At 37.2% G+C, this 15489-nt stretch carries 18 protein-coding genes; 12 read left to right on the forward strand and 6 right to left on the reverse strand.

All coding sequences use genetic code 11. The annotated features are described in order from the left end of the window. Positions 1–7 precede the first annotated feature (7 nt). The 3 genes from AA650_RS10380 to AA650_RS10390 are packed head-to-tail and all read right to left on the reverse strand — an operon-like array spanning position 8 to position 1576. Positions 8–460, reverse strand: a complete 453-nt coding sequence (locus AA650_RS10380) for a DUF3531 family protein (RefSeq protein ID WP_039201939.1) — start codon at positions 458–460, stop codon at positions 8–10. Continuing rightward, positions 435–641, reverse strand: a complete 207-nt coding sequence (locus AA650_RS28685; protein ID WP_053538963.1) for a hypothetical protein — start codon at positions 639–641, stop codon at positions 435–437. The genes AA650_RS10380 and AA650_RS28685 overlap by 26 nt, the downstream gene beginning before the upstream one ends. 11 nt (positions 642–652) lie before the next feature. Next, on the reverse strand, positions 653–1576 hold the full coding sequence (locus tag AA650_RS10390; RefSeq protein WP_053538964.1) for a Sll0314/Alr1548 family TPR repeat-containing protein: 924 nt from the start codon (positions 1574–1576) through the stop codon (positions 653–655). A gap of 216 nt (positions 1577–1792) precedes the next feature. Between AA650_RS10390 and AA650_RS10395 the strand changes: the two genes are divergently transcribed. The 11 genes from AA650_RS10395 to AA650_RS10435 all read left to right on the forward strand — a co-directional run bounded on the left by AA650_RS10395 (position 1793) and on the right by AA650_RS10435 (position 11483). Further along, positions 1793–2452 carry an ABC transporter ATP-binding protein gene (locus AA650_RS10395; protein ID WP_053538965.1) on the forward strand — a complete coding sequence of 220 codons (660 nt, stop codon included), beginning with the start codon at positions 1793–1795 and terminating at the stop codon, positions 2450–2452. 122 nt (positions 2453–2574) lie between these two features. After that, a complete protein-coding gene (gene rsmG, locus AA650_RS10400) occupies positions 2575–3330 on the forward strand; it encodes a 16S rRNA (guanine(527)-N(7))-methyltransferase RsmG (RefSeq protein WP_199308475.1) in 756 nt (251 codons plus the stop codon). A gap of 146 nt (positions 3331–3476) precedes the next feature. Continuing rightward, complete coding sequence (locus AA650_RS10405; protein ID WP_053538966.1) at positions 3477–4472, forward strand: bifunctional riboflavin kinase/FAD synthetase; 996 nt, start codon at positions 3477–3479, stop codon at positions 4470–4472. Positions 4473–4760: 288 nt separating this feature from the next. Next, on the forward strand, positions 4761–6197 hold the full coding sequence (locus tag AA650_RS10410; RefSeq protein ID WP_053541248.1) for an AAA family ATPase: 1437 nt from the start codon (positions 4761–4763) through the stop codon (positions 6195–6197). Further along, positions 6194–6784 carry a hypothetical protein gene (locus AA650_RS10415; protein WP_039202138.1) on the forward strand — a complete coding sequence of 197 codons (591 nt, stop codon included), beginning with the start codon at positions 6194–6196 and terminating at the stop codon, positions 6782–6784. Before AA650_RS10410 ends, AA650_RS10415 begins: the two co-directional genes overlap by 4 nt. A gap of 207 nt (positions 6785–6991) precedes the next feature. Then, entirely contained in the window at positions 6992–7900 is a 909-nt protein-coding gene (locus tag AA650_RS10420; protein WP_039201934.1) for an AAA family ATPase, read from the forward strand. 392 nt (positions 7901–8292) lie between these two features. Then, a complete protein-coding gene (locus tag AA650_RS27815; protein ID WP_160289983.1) occupies positions 8293–8457 on the forward strand; it encodes a hypothetical protein in 165 nt (54 codons plus the stop codon). Positions 8458–8497: 40 nt separating this feature from the next. After that, entirely contained in the window at positions 8498–9457 is a 960-nt protein-coding gene (locus AA650_RS10425) for a DUF4351 domain-containing protein (protein WP_053538967.1), read from the forward strand. Positions 9458–9635: 178 nt separating this feature from the next. Beyond that, positions 9636–10412: a sulfite exporter TauE/SafE family protein gene (locus AA650_RS10430; RefSeq protein WP_053538968.1), complete on the forward strand. Its 777-nt coding sequence runs from the start codon at positions 9636–9638 to the stop codon at positions 10410–10412. A gap of 293 nt (positions 10413–10705) precedes the next feature. Then, positions 10706–10915, forward strand: coding sequence for a hypothetical protein (locus AA650_RS27820; RefSeq protein ID WP_199924421.1), 210 nt, complete (start codon positions 10706–10708; stop codon positions 10913–10915). A 388-nt stretch (positions 10916–11303) separates the two neighbouring features. Continuing rightward, on the forward strand, positions 11304–11483 hold the full coding sequence (locus tag AA650_RS10435; RefSeq protein ID WP_053541249.1) for a hypothetical protein: 180 nt from the start codon (positions 11304–11306) through the stop codon (positions 11481–11483). 20 nt (positions 11484–11503) lie between these two features. Here AA650_RS10435 and rlmN read toward each other — a convergent pair whose 3' ends face one another. The 3 genes from rlmN to AA650_RS10450 all read right to left on the reverse strand — a co-directional run bounded on the left by rlmN (position 11504) and on the right by AA650_RS10450 (position 14596). Next, complete coding sequence (gene rlmN, locus AA650_RS10440) at positions 11504–12574, reverse strand: 23S rRNA (adenine(2503)-C(2))-methyltransferase RlmN (RefSeq protein ID WP_053538969.1); 1071 nt, start codon at positions 12572–12574, stop codon at positions 11504–11506. A 294-nt stretch (positions 12575–12868) separates the two neighbouring features. Then, complete coding sequence (locus tag AA650_RS10445; RefSeq protein ID WP_053538970.1) at positions 12869–13702, reverse strand: metallophosphoesterase; 834 nt, start codon at positions 13700–13702, stop codon at positions 12869–12871. Between the two features lie 225 nt (positions 13703–13927). Continuing rightward, positions 13928–14596 (reverse strand): helix-turn-helix transcriptional regulator, encoded by a 669-nt coding sequence (locus tag AA650_RS10450; protein WP_053541250.1) that lies wholly within the window; start codon positions 14594–14596, stop codon positions 13928–13930. 103 nt (positions 14597–14699) lie between these two features. Between AA650_RS10450 and AA650_RS10455 the strand changes: the two genes are divergently transcribed. Further along, on the forward strand, positions 14700–15344 hold the full coding sequence (locus AA650_RS10455; RefSeq protein ID WP_053538971.1) for a DUF3386 domain-containing protein: 645 nt from the start codon (positions 14700–14702) through the stop codon (positions 15342–15344). Positions 15345–15489 lie beyond the last annotated feature (145 nt).

The following is a 15489-nucleotide window of genomic DNA, read 5'->3' on the forward strand; positions in this document are numbered from 1 at the left end:
AATACAATTAATTATCGTAAATGGAAGAGGGACGACTTTCACTATCTTCTGTAGGCCAATCTGGATTTTCGCCACCAATGTATAGTTCTTCAATAGTGACGTATTCTTCAGTGAGTTGAGTGAGGGCGTTGATAAGAATATCTAAGGCGATCGCATCACTTGTACCTAAATCAAACCAACAACGACCCCATTCTCCTTCGTATTCAAATTCACCCATGTTGTGCATCAAAGCCATTAAACTTTTATCATAGCCTTTGGTATCATAGTCCATATAGCTGATATCAAGTCCTGTGTCTTGGATTTGCAAATTTTCAGCATTAAATCCCCCTAATTTACCTAGATAAAACCAGGAATTGAATACTTCTTCTACATATTGTTTTTCCCTTTGGGAGGGAACATTGCTGAACTTAAACCAAATCCAAACATCAAAAGGATTAAACTCGCGGAATTGAATTTGCATTTTTGTAATGGGTAACTGGTAATTGGTAATTGGTAATTGGTAATTGGTAATTGGTAATTGGTAATTGGTAATTGGTAATTGGTAATTGGTAATGGGTAATTGGTAATTGGTAATTGGTAATTGGTAGAATCAGAATTTTATAACAACTGACAACTAACAACTGACAACTGACAACTGACAACTGACAACTGACTACTGACTACTAAAAGCCTGATTGCGTTCATGTTCAATTTGTTTGACTAAATTAGCAGGAAGTTGGGATTTTTTGGCTAATGCTTTGTCAAAATAAGTTATTGCTTCCTTAATTAAATTCTGGCTTTTTTCCGCTTTCCCCTTTTCATGGAGAATTTGGGCTTTAAGATAGTAAATTTCTGGGTTGTCAGCAGTTGTTTTTAAGGCGCGGTTGACATAATCTAAAGCTTGGGAGTATTGTTTCAAATCTCGATAAGCTAAAGCAATACCTCTATTTACTAAATAATTAGGAGCAGCATTTTTTTCCAATCTTTCAATTACTTGATCTGGACTAGTAAAAGGTAAATTCACAGCTAACATTAAATCCATATAGCCGCGAATCAAGTTTAACTCTGGATCATTGGCAGAAATCTCTTCGGCTCTGTCAAGATAGGTATAGACTTTCCGCAACCGACTTAAAGCTTGGGGGACACCATTTACAGTTCCTTCTCGATTCAAAATTACCGCCCCTGTCAAAAAATGACCAACCGCAGTATATAAGTTACCACGCAATGGATCACTGGCGATCAGATTTTGTCCAGTTTCTAGAGTTTTGCTGCTGTATTTTTCTAAACTAGCACTATCTTGATTTTGATATGCTAAAGAAGCCTGAATGGCGTAAATTAGAGGTTCATTGGGTTCGCTAGAGGCGGCTTTTTGTAAAGCATCTTTGGCTGTGGGATAATTTCCTTGTTGAAAAATAGCATGAAAAGCGGCTTCTGTGCGATCGCCAATTTTCCGCGATTCTCGACCCCGAAAGGGATCACCCGCAAAGGAGGGATTTACCAACATATTCAAAAGGATGGAAGTAGTCACAGTCACACTTAATAAAGTAGGCGATCGCCAGAATATCCTTAATTGAGGAATTAAAACCTGTTTAAACATAATAGCCTTTCTGAATAATTACGGTTGAAATTGTTGTATCTATTACCTAAAATGCCAAAATAGTGAATTATAAATTAGTCTATTTCCGCCAAAAATTTTCATATACTAAACACGGGTGAGATTTAAATTTTTGCCAAATGACAAAGAACCCAGATGTGTAGGGGTTTAGAATCAAACAATCAAGCCGTTTTGAGTATAACTTGGTAATTTACACAAATGCTCTATCTTAGAAATCTAACTTATCATCCCACAGCCTGCCCAAAAGCCATTCTCCAAGCTATAAATTTAGAATTACCACCCCAGAAACTAGGTTTAATTATTGGTCCTAGCGGTTCGGGTAAAAGCACCTTATTAGAAATTTTATCTGGATTGGCTGACCCTACTGCTGGTGGGGTTTTTTGGCGAGAACAGGGACTCATAGCTGAACAATTACAACAATTAGCAGGTTTAGTATTTCAATTTCCAGAACGCCATTTCTGCGGGGGGACAATTTTAGAAGAATTACGCTTAGGACATCCTGAACTGGGAACAGAACAGGTTAAACAAGCATTAACAGAAGTCGGATTAGATCATTTATCCTTATCTGCATCACCTCATGCTTTAAGCGGTGGACAACAGCGACGTTTGGCTTTAGCGGTACAATTGATTCGCCAACCAAATTTATTATTATTAGATGAGCCTACAGCGGGTTTAGATTGGTCAATGCGTCGCCAACTGATAAATCTACTAGCCAAACTGAAAAAAGATTGGACACTGTTAGTTGTAACACATGATGCAGGTGATATGTTACCAATAGCTGATTATTGTTGGACATTAGATCATGGGGTTTTAAAATCAGGAGTCAGGAGTCAGGGAGAAGAGGTAAAATCTGCTTGAGACTAAATTAATTTTAAGAGTAATTGAACGCAGATGAACGCAGATGAACACAGATAAGGAGGGATGAATTCATACCCTTAATCAGTAACGCCAAAATAACTTAAAAAAATTAATTTTAACCAATGAATTTAGAATCCTTACCAATAGCTAATTTGCCAGAAATGGCGGAAATATGGCAAAAAACTCTGAACTGGCAACCAACAGTTTTGCAAAAAAATCAATTTCAACAACTTTATCAATTAATTATTGCTGGAAATCGTCAACTGAATTTAACTCGCATTACTGAACCTGATGAATTTTGGGAAAAACATCTTTGGGATTCTTTACGGGGAATTGCACCTAAACAAGTATTTATTCCTGGGATTGAAAAGGGTAAGCGGATAATTGATATTGGTACGGGTGCGGGTTTTCCTGGTATCCCCATTTCCCTGATTTTTCCTAATTCTCAAGTTACACTTTTAGATTCTACGGGTAAGAAAATTACCTTTATCGAGACAGTTTTATCAGCACTTACTCTAAGTAATACCAAAACTTTACTGAGTAGAGTGGAAGAAATTGGTCAACAAATTCAACACCGACAACAGTATGATCTGGCTGTAATTCGGGCTGTGAGTAATGTTTCTGCTTGTGCGGAATATTCCTTACCTTTGGTGAGAAAAGGCGGTTTGGCGGTAATTTATCGCGGTACTTGGACTCAAGCAGAAAATGAAAGTTTAGAGGCTGCTGTTGAGCAATTAGGTGGAGTCATTGAATTAATTGAGGAATTTTCCACTCCCTTGAGTAATAGTATTCGTCATTGTCTTTATTTGCGAAAAGTATCCAGCACACCAATTAGTTTTCCCCGTGGGGTTGGTATACCTAACCAAAAACCAATTTAATCAACGGACTTCTCGATTTTAGATTAGATTGGTGATTAGATATCTAACAGCGCGAGAGCGTCAACATCGTTATAAATGGCTGAACCAAAGGTTCAACAGTAGCTAAACGCTGATAGCGAAAATAAACCTAAAATCCCAAAATCCAAGTGTTAAATTTGTCTCAAAATGGGTGTTCTGTACGGGTTGCTTCTTCGACAGAAGAACTGCTGACACCAACTGCTGTTGCTCTTGGCAAATTTGATGGTGTTCATCTTGGTCATCAAAGAGTGATTCAGCCAGTATTGCAGTCAGCATGGGGTGAGGAGAATTCAGTCCGCCCCTACTCAACAGTTGTTACATTTGATCCCCATCCCCAAGAGTTTTTTACTGGACTTCCCCGTGATTTGTTAACACCACTAGATGAAAAAGTTGCACAATTGCGATCGCTTGGAGTAGAACAATTGGTATTATTACCCTTTGATAGAGAACTATCTGCCCTTTCTCCCGAAGAATTTGTTGATAAAATCCTAGTTCAACAACTGCAATGTCAACAAATTAGCGTGGGACAAGACTTTTGTTTCGGCAAAAAACGGATGGGTACTGCTCAAGACTTGCAAGCGATCGCAGCGAAATACAACATACCCGTAACAATAGTTCCTATAAAAACTGATACAGATATTTCGCCAGCAACAGATGATGCTCGCATCAGCACCTCATTAATCCGAGAAAGTTTGGAAGTAGGTGATATTCCCAAAGCAAATCGGCTTTTGGGAAGACCTTACACTCTCATAGGTGAAGTAGTAACAGGTCAAAAATTAGGGAGAACTATCGGTTTTCCTACCGCCAACATTCAACTACCAAAAGACAAATTTTTACCCCGTCATGGTGTTTACGCTATTGAGGCGATTATCCACGAAACTCCAGACAAATCTCCCACTCAGCATTTTGGAGTTATGAATATTGGCAACCGTCCCACAGTTAATGGTATAGATACCTGTGTAGAAGTACATTTATTAAATTGGTCTGGTGATTTGTATGGAAAAAATTTGCTAGTACAACTAGTCAAATTTTTGCGTCCCGAACAGAAATTTCCTTCCTTAGAAGCGCTGAAAAACCAAATTCAACTTGATTGTACAGCAGCTCAAGAAATTTTTAGCTGTTAATGATGGGAGGATTTTCAATGGTAATCTAAACATTACAGTGATTTTGGGTAAATAAACCACATTTTAAAGTCTCACGCAAAGGCGCAAAGTCGCAAAGGAAGAAAGTAATATAAAAATAAGAGTGTGGTATAAATACATTAAAACTGCTGTAATGAGAAAGGTAAAAAGCCCATCTACACAAGAAAAACTACTTCTGTAATATGAAATATCATGGGAGGTTACATCTCCCAAAAAGTATTTCTATTATGGTACATTTATTGTATAATCATCAAAAAATCACATTTACCTATGCAAAAAATAATCATCGAAAACTTCGGTCCAATTAAATATGCAGAAATTGAAGTCAAGAAAATATTAGTTTTGATTGGTGAACAAGCTAGTGGTAAAAGCACTATTGCTAAATTAATTTATTTTTTTAAATCACTAAGGGATGATTTATTTAGCCAAATCTATCAGGATACACAGAAAGATTATTTTGATATTGATTCTGATTTTATATCTCCCATTCAACAAAAATTTTATAATTTTTTTGGACCTACAAATAATTTACCTAGTTTTGAAATAATATTTTATTATAATTGCGATAAAAATAAATTTTTGAACCTAAGTAATGATAAAGATAAAAAAATGAACATATCTATAGATAATCTTATAAATGAAAAATTTGAAACTTATGTAAGTAATATTAAGCTTGAATTTGGGGAGCTTAGGCAGGAATATTTAAATCTTAAGAATAGTGTTAAACGTAACAAGACTATTGAACAATTACTTAATAACGAAAGGAAAATAATATATGCTCAACAGCTTAATACACTATTGAATGAATTATTTGAAAGTAACCAATCAGATTCATTATTTATAATTGCAGGAAGAAGTGCAACAGTAGGTTATTCTGATTTCTTTGAAAGATATTTATCGGAAAGTATTCAAAGTAGTTTAAAACAAAATATTGCGACTGGTAACTATGAACGTAGTTCACAAACTATAGATGAAACATTAATGCTAAAATTTATGGAAAAATTTGTAAAGGTAAAGGATTTTTTAAGAAAATTCGGAAATTTTGAAGGACTAATTAAGTATGAAGAAGACGAAAATACAAAACAAAAATTATATCTGATCAAAAATAAGATTAATGAAATACTGAAGGGAGAATATCGTATTGATAATTGGGGAGAGAAAATTGTATTTAAAAAAGAAATAGAAGAATATGTTCAGCTTTCTAATACTTCATCAGGACAGCAAGAATCTATTAGGATATTACAAGATATTTTTATTAACATTCTTGATGATGTAAAGGTATTAAGAATAATAGAAGAACCAGAAGCACATTTATTTCCTATTGCTCAAAAGCAATTGATTGAGTTATTGGCTTTAATGGTGAATCATAATGATGATAACCAACTAATTATAACCACCCATAGTCCCTATGTTCTCACAGTTTTTAATAATTTACTCTTCGCAAATAGAGTAGTTGAAAAAAATCCGTCAACAGAATCAGAAGTAGCACAAATAATTCCCCAAGATTCCTGGTTAAGTGCTAAAGATTTTTCTGCTTATTCTTTGGGAAATCAATCTGTTAGTGAGGATACTAATTATTGCGAACCTATCTTTAATCAAGAAAAAGGTACTATTCAACAAAATTATTTAGATATAGTTTCGGAAATTTTGGGTGGTGATTTTCAAGCCTTGTATAGTATTCACGCTAAAACTTTCAAAAGAAAATGAGTAAATTTGGGGATATTAAAGAACTTCTATCAAATACTTTTGATAATTTTCCCGATGTTCTGGAAATTGAAGTGAGATCGGAATTTTCCATCATAGACTATCAAGGACAGTCTTTTATTATTATCAATATAAATTCAGATGATGACACATTTACTATTAAACTAAATGGTGTTGACACGGTTGAAAATGGTTTTGATATCACTAAATTATTTAATGTAATCAATGCTAAAATGGTTGGTTTTATTCCTATTGACGGCAAAAAAGGACTTTTAGGATTTGGTGATTCCCATTGCGATTTTGTATTTTTTGATGAAAATGATTTTTGTTTTGTAGAGTTCAAATTAAATGCAACGAGTTTAAGAAAAGTAGATGCAAACCGCGATAAAGCTATTAAACAATTAACTAATACTATTGATTTATTTGATAAGAAATTAAATGGAAATTACGCGGATTTAAATTTAGAAGCTTATGTTTGTACTCCTGAATTTTACCCAAGATTTAATTCAAGCTGGATAGCATTTGCGAAAGATTTTTTAGAAGAGTATGGTTTTGAACTTTTTGAAATAAACAATAAAATCTGTGATTGAATAATATATTTAAAAGTAAACCCATTTCCAAAAAGCTGTTTTCTGATTTTTTCTCCTTGCGTTGGTGGTTTAGCAACTTAAGAAATTTTTAATTCTCATGCTGGATTGGGATTGTTACGTGGGAATACTGTAGGAAAGGCTAAACTATTAAACAAGTTTTTAGTCCAAACTCAGAAGTAAACCTTCTACATTTCCCCCAGGTACTACATGAGAGAAAAAATTGACGCTTTAACACAAAATTTGGCTCATACCATCGTTGGTAAACATGAAGCTATACGCTTAGTGATAGTAGCTGTACTGGGTGGTGGTCATGCTTTATTAGAAGATGTCCCTGGTGTCGGTAAAACCCTTTTAGCCAAATCTCTAGCTCGTTCTGTAGATGGTAAATTTCAACGGTTACAATGTACCCCTGACTTACTCCCTACAGATATCACCGGCACAAATATTTGGAATCCTAAAACTGGGGAATTTACATTTCTACAAGGTCCTGTATTTGCTAACGTCCTCCTAGCGGATGAAATTAACCGCGCTACACCCCGTACCCAGTCAGCTTTACTGGAAGTAATGGAAGAACATCAAGTCACAGTTGATGGTGTTTCCCGTCTAGTTCCTCAGCCATTCTTTGTAATTGCTACCCAAAACCCCATTGAGTACCAAGGGACGTTTCCCCTCCCAGAAGCGCAAATGGACAGATTTATGCTGTCTTTAAGTTTGGGTTATCCTTCGGAATCTGAAGAAATGCAAATGCTGCAAAATCTGCAAGCTGGTTTAAAGGTTGCTGATTTACAGCCTTGTATTACTTTAGAAGAAGTCCAAGCATTACGCCAAGCTTGTTCCCAAGTCAAGGTAGAAGCATCTTTGCAACAATACATTTTAGAATTGGTGCGGACTACTAGACAGGATGAAGAAATCACTCTTGGTGTTAGTCCTCGTGGTACTGTAGCTTTACAAAAAGCCGCTCAAGCTTTGGCTTTTATTTTAGGTAGGGAATATGCTCTTCCTGATGATGTTAAGTTTCTCGCACCGCACGTTCTTTGTCATCGTCTGATTCCTAAAGGGGGACGCAATGCGAAAACTATAGTTGAACGGTTATTACGATCTGTGCCTATTCCTTAATATAAAATATTACGGGGGGTACAACATCCCAAAAACCTATACCCTCTTCGTTTTGACTTTTGACCAGGAATTTTAGATTTTAGATTTTGGATTAAAAAAATTGGGCTCTTGCGTCTCTTTTATGGTGATTGAGGATTGATGATAACAAAACCCTTACGGGACAAGGGTTATAAACAATTGTTTCCATATTTTCAATGAAATGCCTACACAATAAGGCTTTCAATGATTTTGAACCAGGTTTTCCATAAAAATAACCGAAGAACCAAAAATTGGTTCTACCCCTCCCTTGATGATATTTTCGGTAAAATATGGCTTAAACTATGGCTCTGATTGGATTTTAGGGTTTAATTTTCTCAAAAATAGGCGATTACTAGTAGTCTGTTAACCCGAAAATGACAGGTGAAGGCAAGCAGGGGAGGGAAGAACAGAAGTTTTTTCCGATCATTACCCGTCAAAATAAATTTGACGAACTACTAGGTCGCGCTTTGCGATCGCAGATTAATTTGAATCAAAACCATATACAGCAATGGTTATGGATACCTAATCAGGATGTTTGATCACAAGGAAAGCGGTAAAACCATTATTACTAAATAACACATGACCAAAGAACGCAAAAGAGCCGACCAAGACAGTCCCTGGAAAGAAATATTAGAAGCATACTTTCCCCAAGCAATGCAATTTTTCTTCCCGCAAACAGCCGCATTAATTAACTGGGAAATACCCCACGAATTTCTAGATAAAGAATTTCAACAAATAGCTCGCAACGCTGAACAAGGAAGAAGATATGCGGATAAATTAGTCAAAGTGTGGCAACACCAAGGAGGAGAAATTTGGCTGTTGATACATATAGAAATTCAGGCAAAATCTGAAGAACTCTTTCCTGAAAGGATGTTCTCTTACAACCTACGAATTTTTGACCGTTTTGGCAAACCTGCCATTAGTCTTGCTATTTTATGTGATGCAGATCCCAAATGGCGACCAAACCAATACAATTATAATTATCCTGATACCAGGTTAAACTTTGAATTTGGTACAGTCAAATTGCTAGATTACCAAAACCGTTGGACAGAATTAGAAGCCAGTGATAATCCTTTTGCAACGGTGGTAATGGCACATTTAAGAACACAACAAACCCGTAAAAAACCACAAGAACGCAAAACCTGGAAATTTAGCTTAATTCGCCGATTGTATGAACAAGGATTGCAAGAAAAGGATATTCGTAACCTTTACCGTTTTATAGACTGGGTTATGATTTTACCAAAGGCATTAGAAGCAGAGTTTTGGCAAGATTTTAAACAATTTGAACAGGAGCGAACTATGACTTATATTACTACAGGTGAGCGCATTGGCTACGAGAGAGGAATAGCAGAAGGTAAACAGGAAGGTGAGCAAAATCTTGTGGTTCGACTACTACAAAAACGGGTAGGAAATTTACCGGAAGAAATTAGGAAAAAAATTCAAACTCTTTCTTTAAATCAGTTAGAATCCCTCGGTGAAGCATTGCTAGATTTTACAGCTATTGAGGATTTATTCAACTGGTTAGAATCTCATCAGTAAAAATATGTATTGCGGGCAATATGCCCGCAAAAAGTATACAAAATAATCCAAATTAAATCCAGCACAGCTTATTTTTATCCCTTGGGTTGAGGCAAAAAACAACATTATTTGATTTTATTTTTGATATTACATTTAGAAAGGTATTTAACGGTATAACTAGGTTTATTAATTACAGAAAATGCCGCAAGATTTAACTTTAATCCATAGCTTACTTCTGTTCAGCACCGCGTTCATTGCCGGTGGACTCAATGCTGTCGCGGGTGGTGGTAGTTTCATTACATTTCCTACCCTAATATTTACGGGTGTCGCACCAATTACCGCTAATGCTACAAATAATACTGCTTTGTGGATAGCAGCGATCGCTAGTGCAAGGGCATATCGTCAAGATTTGAATATTGAAAAAAGACAATTATTATTACTAGCCGGCACAAGTTTAGTTGGTGGTGTGATTGGTTCTGTAGCTTTGTTATATACATCACCGGATGTGTTTAAAAAGATGCTGCCCTATTTATTACTATCAGCAACATTAATATTTACATTCAGTGAATCTCTAAAAAGCTGGCTGCAACTTCAGAGTAAAAATGATATTTCTGCACCGCCACCTTTATTGATTCTCCTAATTTCTCAATTAGCAATCTCTATATATGGTGGTTTTTTTGGTGCGGGTGTAGGCATTTTAATGTTGGCAACTTTAACCTTTTTAGGGATTAAAAATATTCACTCTATTAATGCTTTTAAAACTTTATTAGGTAGTTGCATTAATGGTGTGGCTATTATTCCCTTTATGTTCGCTAATTTGATTGCTTGGCATCAAGTTATTATAATGGCGGTTGGTGGTTCTCTGGGTGGTTATTTATGCGCTCATTTTGCCCGCAGACTAGAACCTAATTTGGTGAGGAAATTTGTGATAGTGGTGGCTTTTGGGATGACTACTTACTTTTTTATTCATGGTTAAGCAGGTGGATACAATTATACTGAAAACGGCTTATCTGTTGCCTTCCACAACCGCCAGGGAATAAATTCCCTGTCTCATAGCTCAAGTCCGTTGAAACGGACTAAGTAGGTGAACACAATAAGGGACTTCCAATTAAAAAAATACCCAAAAATTTCTTGTGGTGCGGGACGAAAAGCCGGCTAATCATCAAGGACGGGCAGGATGCCCATCCCACAAAATTGGGTAATTTATTTTTTGGTGTTCCGTTAAGGTTTGCTGATAGCGTAGCGTGGCGTAAGCCATAAAAGTTATCTGTGAGGGCTAGAAGTATGGCTAACGGCTATGCCTTCGGCACACTACGTAAACGCTATCAGGAGGTAGGGGCGCAGGGCCTGCGCCCATTCAGGAGTATGGCTAACGCCACGCTGCGCTATCAGGAGGATTTAGAAGAAGTTAGAAGTAATATCAAGTCTGGAAAATTGAGCGATTTATATATTTTGATTTTCCTCCGCCCACCTACTTAATATATTTTCCTAGTATGTCACTATAAATACTAAATGGACGGGCTAGAAACTTAGCTCACAATAATTGTATGACTTGTGGGAGGGGTGTCTTGTCTGTGCAAATATTAATTAAATATAAAACTATTGATTTTGTGACTTTGATTACAGTTTTTCCTATCTGGTAACGCTTGAATGAAAAAATAAACAAGACTATCTCACGGATTACACCATAGGGATCACGGCTAATCTAAGAAAAGTTAGATCTAAAGTAAATTTATATATCTGAGGCATGATGATAAAAACTATCAAGTTTAAGATAATGACCAAAGATATCAACTTTTTTACATTCACAATAATTAAACAGTTTTTTCGCTTTTTCTCAAAAGTTATTAATTTCAGGGGTTTTAAAATGCAAGCATCACAAAAGATTCATTGCCCAAATTGCGGTAGTGCGGCTGAACGTCACTATATTGCTGATAGTCAAGTTACCAGAACACAATGTCCTAGTTGCGATTATTTGATGATCACTTGCACTCGCACGGGTAAGGTGATTGAGGCTTATGCACCAGGAATTTATGCTAGGAAATAATTGACAATTTTATTGACAAATTACCTTTTTGTTGTTCTTAATTGTCCACAAGCAGCATCGGCTTCTAAACCGCGAGAATAACGGACACTGACGGCGGTATTTTGTTGTTGAAGAACGTTGACAAAGGCTTCGATTCGGTCGCGGGTTGGTCTTTTGTAATCTACTTCTTCTATGGGATTGTAGGGGATTAAGTTAACGTGACTTTGAAATCCTCGCAGACGTTTTGATAGTTCTAAGGCGTGTTCGGGTAAGTCGTTGACTCCAGCGAGAAGTATGTATTCAAAGGTAACTCTGCGTCCAGTTATTTCTACGTATTCTCGACATTCTGCAAGTAAGTCTTCTATGGGGTAGGGTTTAGCACTGGGAATGAGTTGTTCCCGTAATGCTTGGTTGGGTGCGTGGAGGCTGACAGCGAGGGTAATTTGCAGTTGGTGTGCAGCGACTTGCAAAATGCGATCGCGGATGCCTACAGTAGATAGTGTAAGCGATCGCGCCCCAATTCCCATATCTTGATTAATAGATTTAATCGCTGAAATCACATTTTCCGTATTCAACAATGGTTCACCCATGCCCATGAATACCACATTACTCACCCGTTCTTGAAAATCTTCTTGGACAGTCAGGACTTGATCAACAATTTCCGCACGGGTAAGATTACGCTTATAGCCACCTTTCCCAGTCGCACAGAAATCACAAGCCATTGGACAGCCGACTTGAGTAGAAACGCAGACTGTTAACCGTTTATCACTGGGAATACCTACCGTTTCCACAATTTCCCCGTCAGTCAATTTGAGGAGATATTTGACGGTATCATCGGGGGCAACAGAACGGTAATGTAGAGAAGAACGACCTATGGGAATATCTGCAACTTCCAAACGCCAATTTTTCGGAAATACAGAAATATCAGCGAGCGATCGCACACTCTTATTATAGATCCAATCATGCAATTGCTTACCCCGATAACCGGGTTGTCCCTGCTGCTGTACCCAAGCAGTTAACTCCGTCACGGAAGCACCAAGGAGAGGGGGAAGAAGTTCAGATTTAGTGGAGTTAGGAGAATCTAGCTGAGATACAAACGGCGTAGCAGACATAAGAAATCACAATTTGATGCTAATTTTCTATTCTACTATATTGTTTTTGGGTATTGCTGAATTGAGGTATGAAAATCAAAAATTCCCTTTCTGAAACTCTTAATCTTTGCGCCTTTGCGCCTTGGCGCCTTTGCGTGAGACTAACTCATACTTTCATTCACCAACGCCTGTTTTTGTTTCGCGCAATCTCGCTGAGAGATCCCACAGGGTAGGGGCAAAGAAGCAAAGGAAGAAATTATTCATCCGTCTTCATCTGCGTTTATCTGCGTTTATCTGCGGTTAAATATTCTATATTTACGGGGAGACTTCTAAGGTAATAATAGTAACCTCTGGTGGACAAAATAACCGTCCGGGGAAATAAGTTCCTAAGCCTCGATTTACATATAATTGATTATTTCCCACTTGATGTAAACCCTGTGACCATTGCCAGTGGCGTAATATAGAATGGGTTTTCCGTAAAAATGGTAATTTACGAAGAATTTTTTTGGGGATTTTTTTGATTATTTTTGCATAGTAAATCATAGCGGGTCCCCGACCAGGAATTACAATTTGTCCACCGTGACTATGACCGGATAATTGTAAATCTACTCGCCATTTTTTGAGGATTTCGGCTGTATCTGGGTGATGAGATAAGACAATCCGAGGTGTAGTCGAATCGAGTTGATTCATAATTGCTTCTGGATTAAATTCTCGTGAATAAAAATCCGCTAATCCCACTAAAGGTAATTTTTCTCCCAAGGGGTAAGCAATTTGATTCCAAAGTACATTAATCCCCACATTGGTTAAAGCATTTGTAATTTCTAATTTTGAATTGGGATAATAAATATCATGATTGCCAAGGATAGCATAGACACCATAGCGACTTTCTAGATTTTTTAGTCGTGATGCTAGTTGGTGAATTGGTTTAGCGATTGTGTTAACGTAGTCGCCAGTTAAAATAACTAAATCTGGTTTTGCGGCATTACTAACGGCAATTGCTTCTGTTAACATTTTTTCTGATAATAGACCATTATCATAGTGAAAATCTGACATTTGTACCAGCTTTAATCCTGCTAGTGATAGAGGTAAGTTGGGGATTTTTACTGTCAATTTTTCTGTACTCAAAGCTCCAGTTAATAATTTGTGCATAATAATTCCGTAGTTTGGGTTAATGCCGGGAAACCCAACATTTTAAACCTTGGTTGGGTTGCTGTCGCTGAAACCAACCGACAATTATCAGAATATAATCGTATTTGTTTATACATTAACAAAAGATTTTGATATTAACTGTATCCAAAGAGTAATATATTTGAATACTCAGATCCCCGATTTCTTAAAGAAGTCGGGGATCTATGCTCTATCATTTTTTTATAGCTATGAGGAAACTAATCTATCTTGTAGTTTTGCTACCATTTCCGCACGAGTGGAAACGTCTAATTTACGGAACATCCTTTTTAAAGCTTGCTTGACAGAATTTTGAGTAATCCATAATTTAACGGCTATTTCCCCATTAGTTAAACCTTGGGCTACTAATCTGGCAATTTCTAATTCCCGCGCTGTCAGGGGACAATTACCAGCAGATGCAAAGGTTTTTGGTTGTGCTTGGAGTGTGGCCATTTTCGCCGACAAATGTAAACAAACTGCACTTAAATCAGCTAAATCATTACTATCAAAAGGCTGACTTCCGGGGTCACGAGCAAAGTTTAAAGTCCCCACTAATTGACCATTACAAACTATAGGACCAGTCATTACGTGTTCGTGACGAGTGCAATAGTTTTTCCAGTCTTCCGGGGATAAAATTAATTGCTCATGGGTGGGGGCGTGACGTTCAACAACATAGCGCCCAATAGGGTTAGCTTCTAAGCAGACAGCGGGAATTTCGGGAATTTCAATTTGAGTATCTAATTGGTCATCTAGGAGATCAATACCCCAATGTTGTACTGCAAAATGGTCGCCAATGGTATCCATGAGAGCTAGTTTTAATTCTTGCTCATTTTGGACATTGGCGATCGCTTGGAAAATGGCGTGGAGAGTTTTAGCCATAAGTGTACCCATTTGGGGTCTATGCGAACCTCGATAATTACCTCTATGCTAATACCAGCAACGATAAAAAGCTATTTTAACTTGTAACCAGAGGACAAGCACGATGACAGTTACTCAAATCTCAGCCCAAGAACTTTTTCAGGCTGCCTATCAAAACCGTTATACTTGGGATGAAAATTTCCCTGGCTATACCGCAGATATTACTTATAAGTATGATGACCAAGTGATCAAAGGTCAAGTGCGGATTGATGCCAATATGAAGGCAGAAGTTCTGAATGTGGAAGACGAAGCTGCTAAAAAAGCCATTCACGGACAAGCTTGGGAAATCGCCGTTCACCGCGTCCGTCGGGCGTTTGAACAAACTCACGGCGCAAATACTTTTAGATATGGTAGCACTGACGCAACCGGTGCAGTAGAACTTTTTGTTGGTGGAAAGTCGGAAGGAGATAAGTACAAAGTGCGTAACAATGAAGTTTGCCACGTTCACCGTTTAATTCACGGTACTTTTGTGACTATTGACACTTTCAGCAGTCACGATACTGGAGAAGGATATCTTTCTCACACCTACAATTCTGTTTATCATGACCCCGAAACTGGCGCTCAAAAGGGCGGTAAAAGCGATTTTACTGATGAATATGAAAAGGTAGGAAATTACTACATTCTCAACCGTCGGGAAATCCGCACGGAAATCGCAGAACGTATTTCTATTCAAGATTTCATCTTTTCTAACATTGAGTTGTTAGGTTAGATTTTTGAGTAGTCTTTGACAATCTCATTTTTAAGTCTCTATCTTGAACCCACAATGATTACATACACGGGTTCTAGTTGATAGGGACTTTTTGACTTTTTGTCTGATAGCGAAGCGTGGCGCAAGCCATATCAGGATTTCCAGG

The organism is Anabaena sp. WA102 (assembly GCF_001277295.1).
Taxonomy (GTDB): Bacteria; Cyanobacteriota; Cyanobacteriia; order Cyanobacteriales; family Nostocaceae; genus Dolichospermum; species Dolichospermum heterosporum.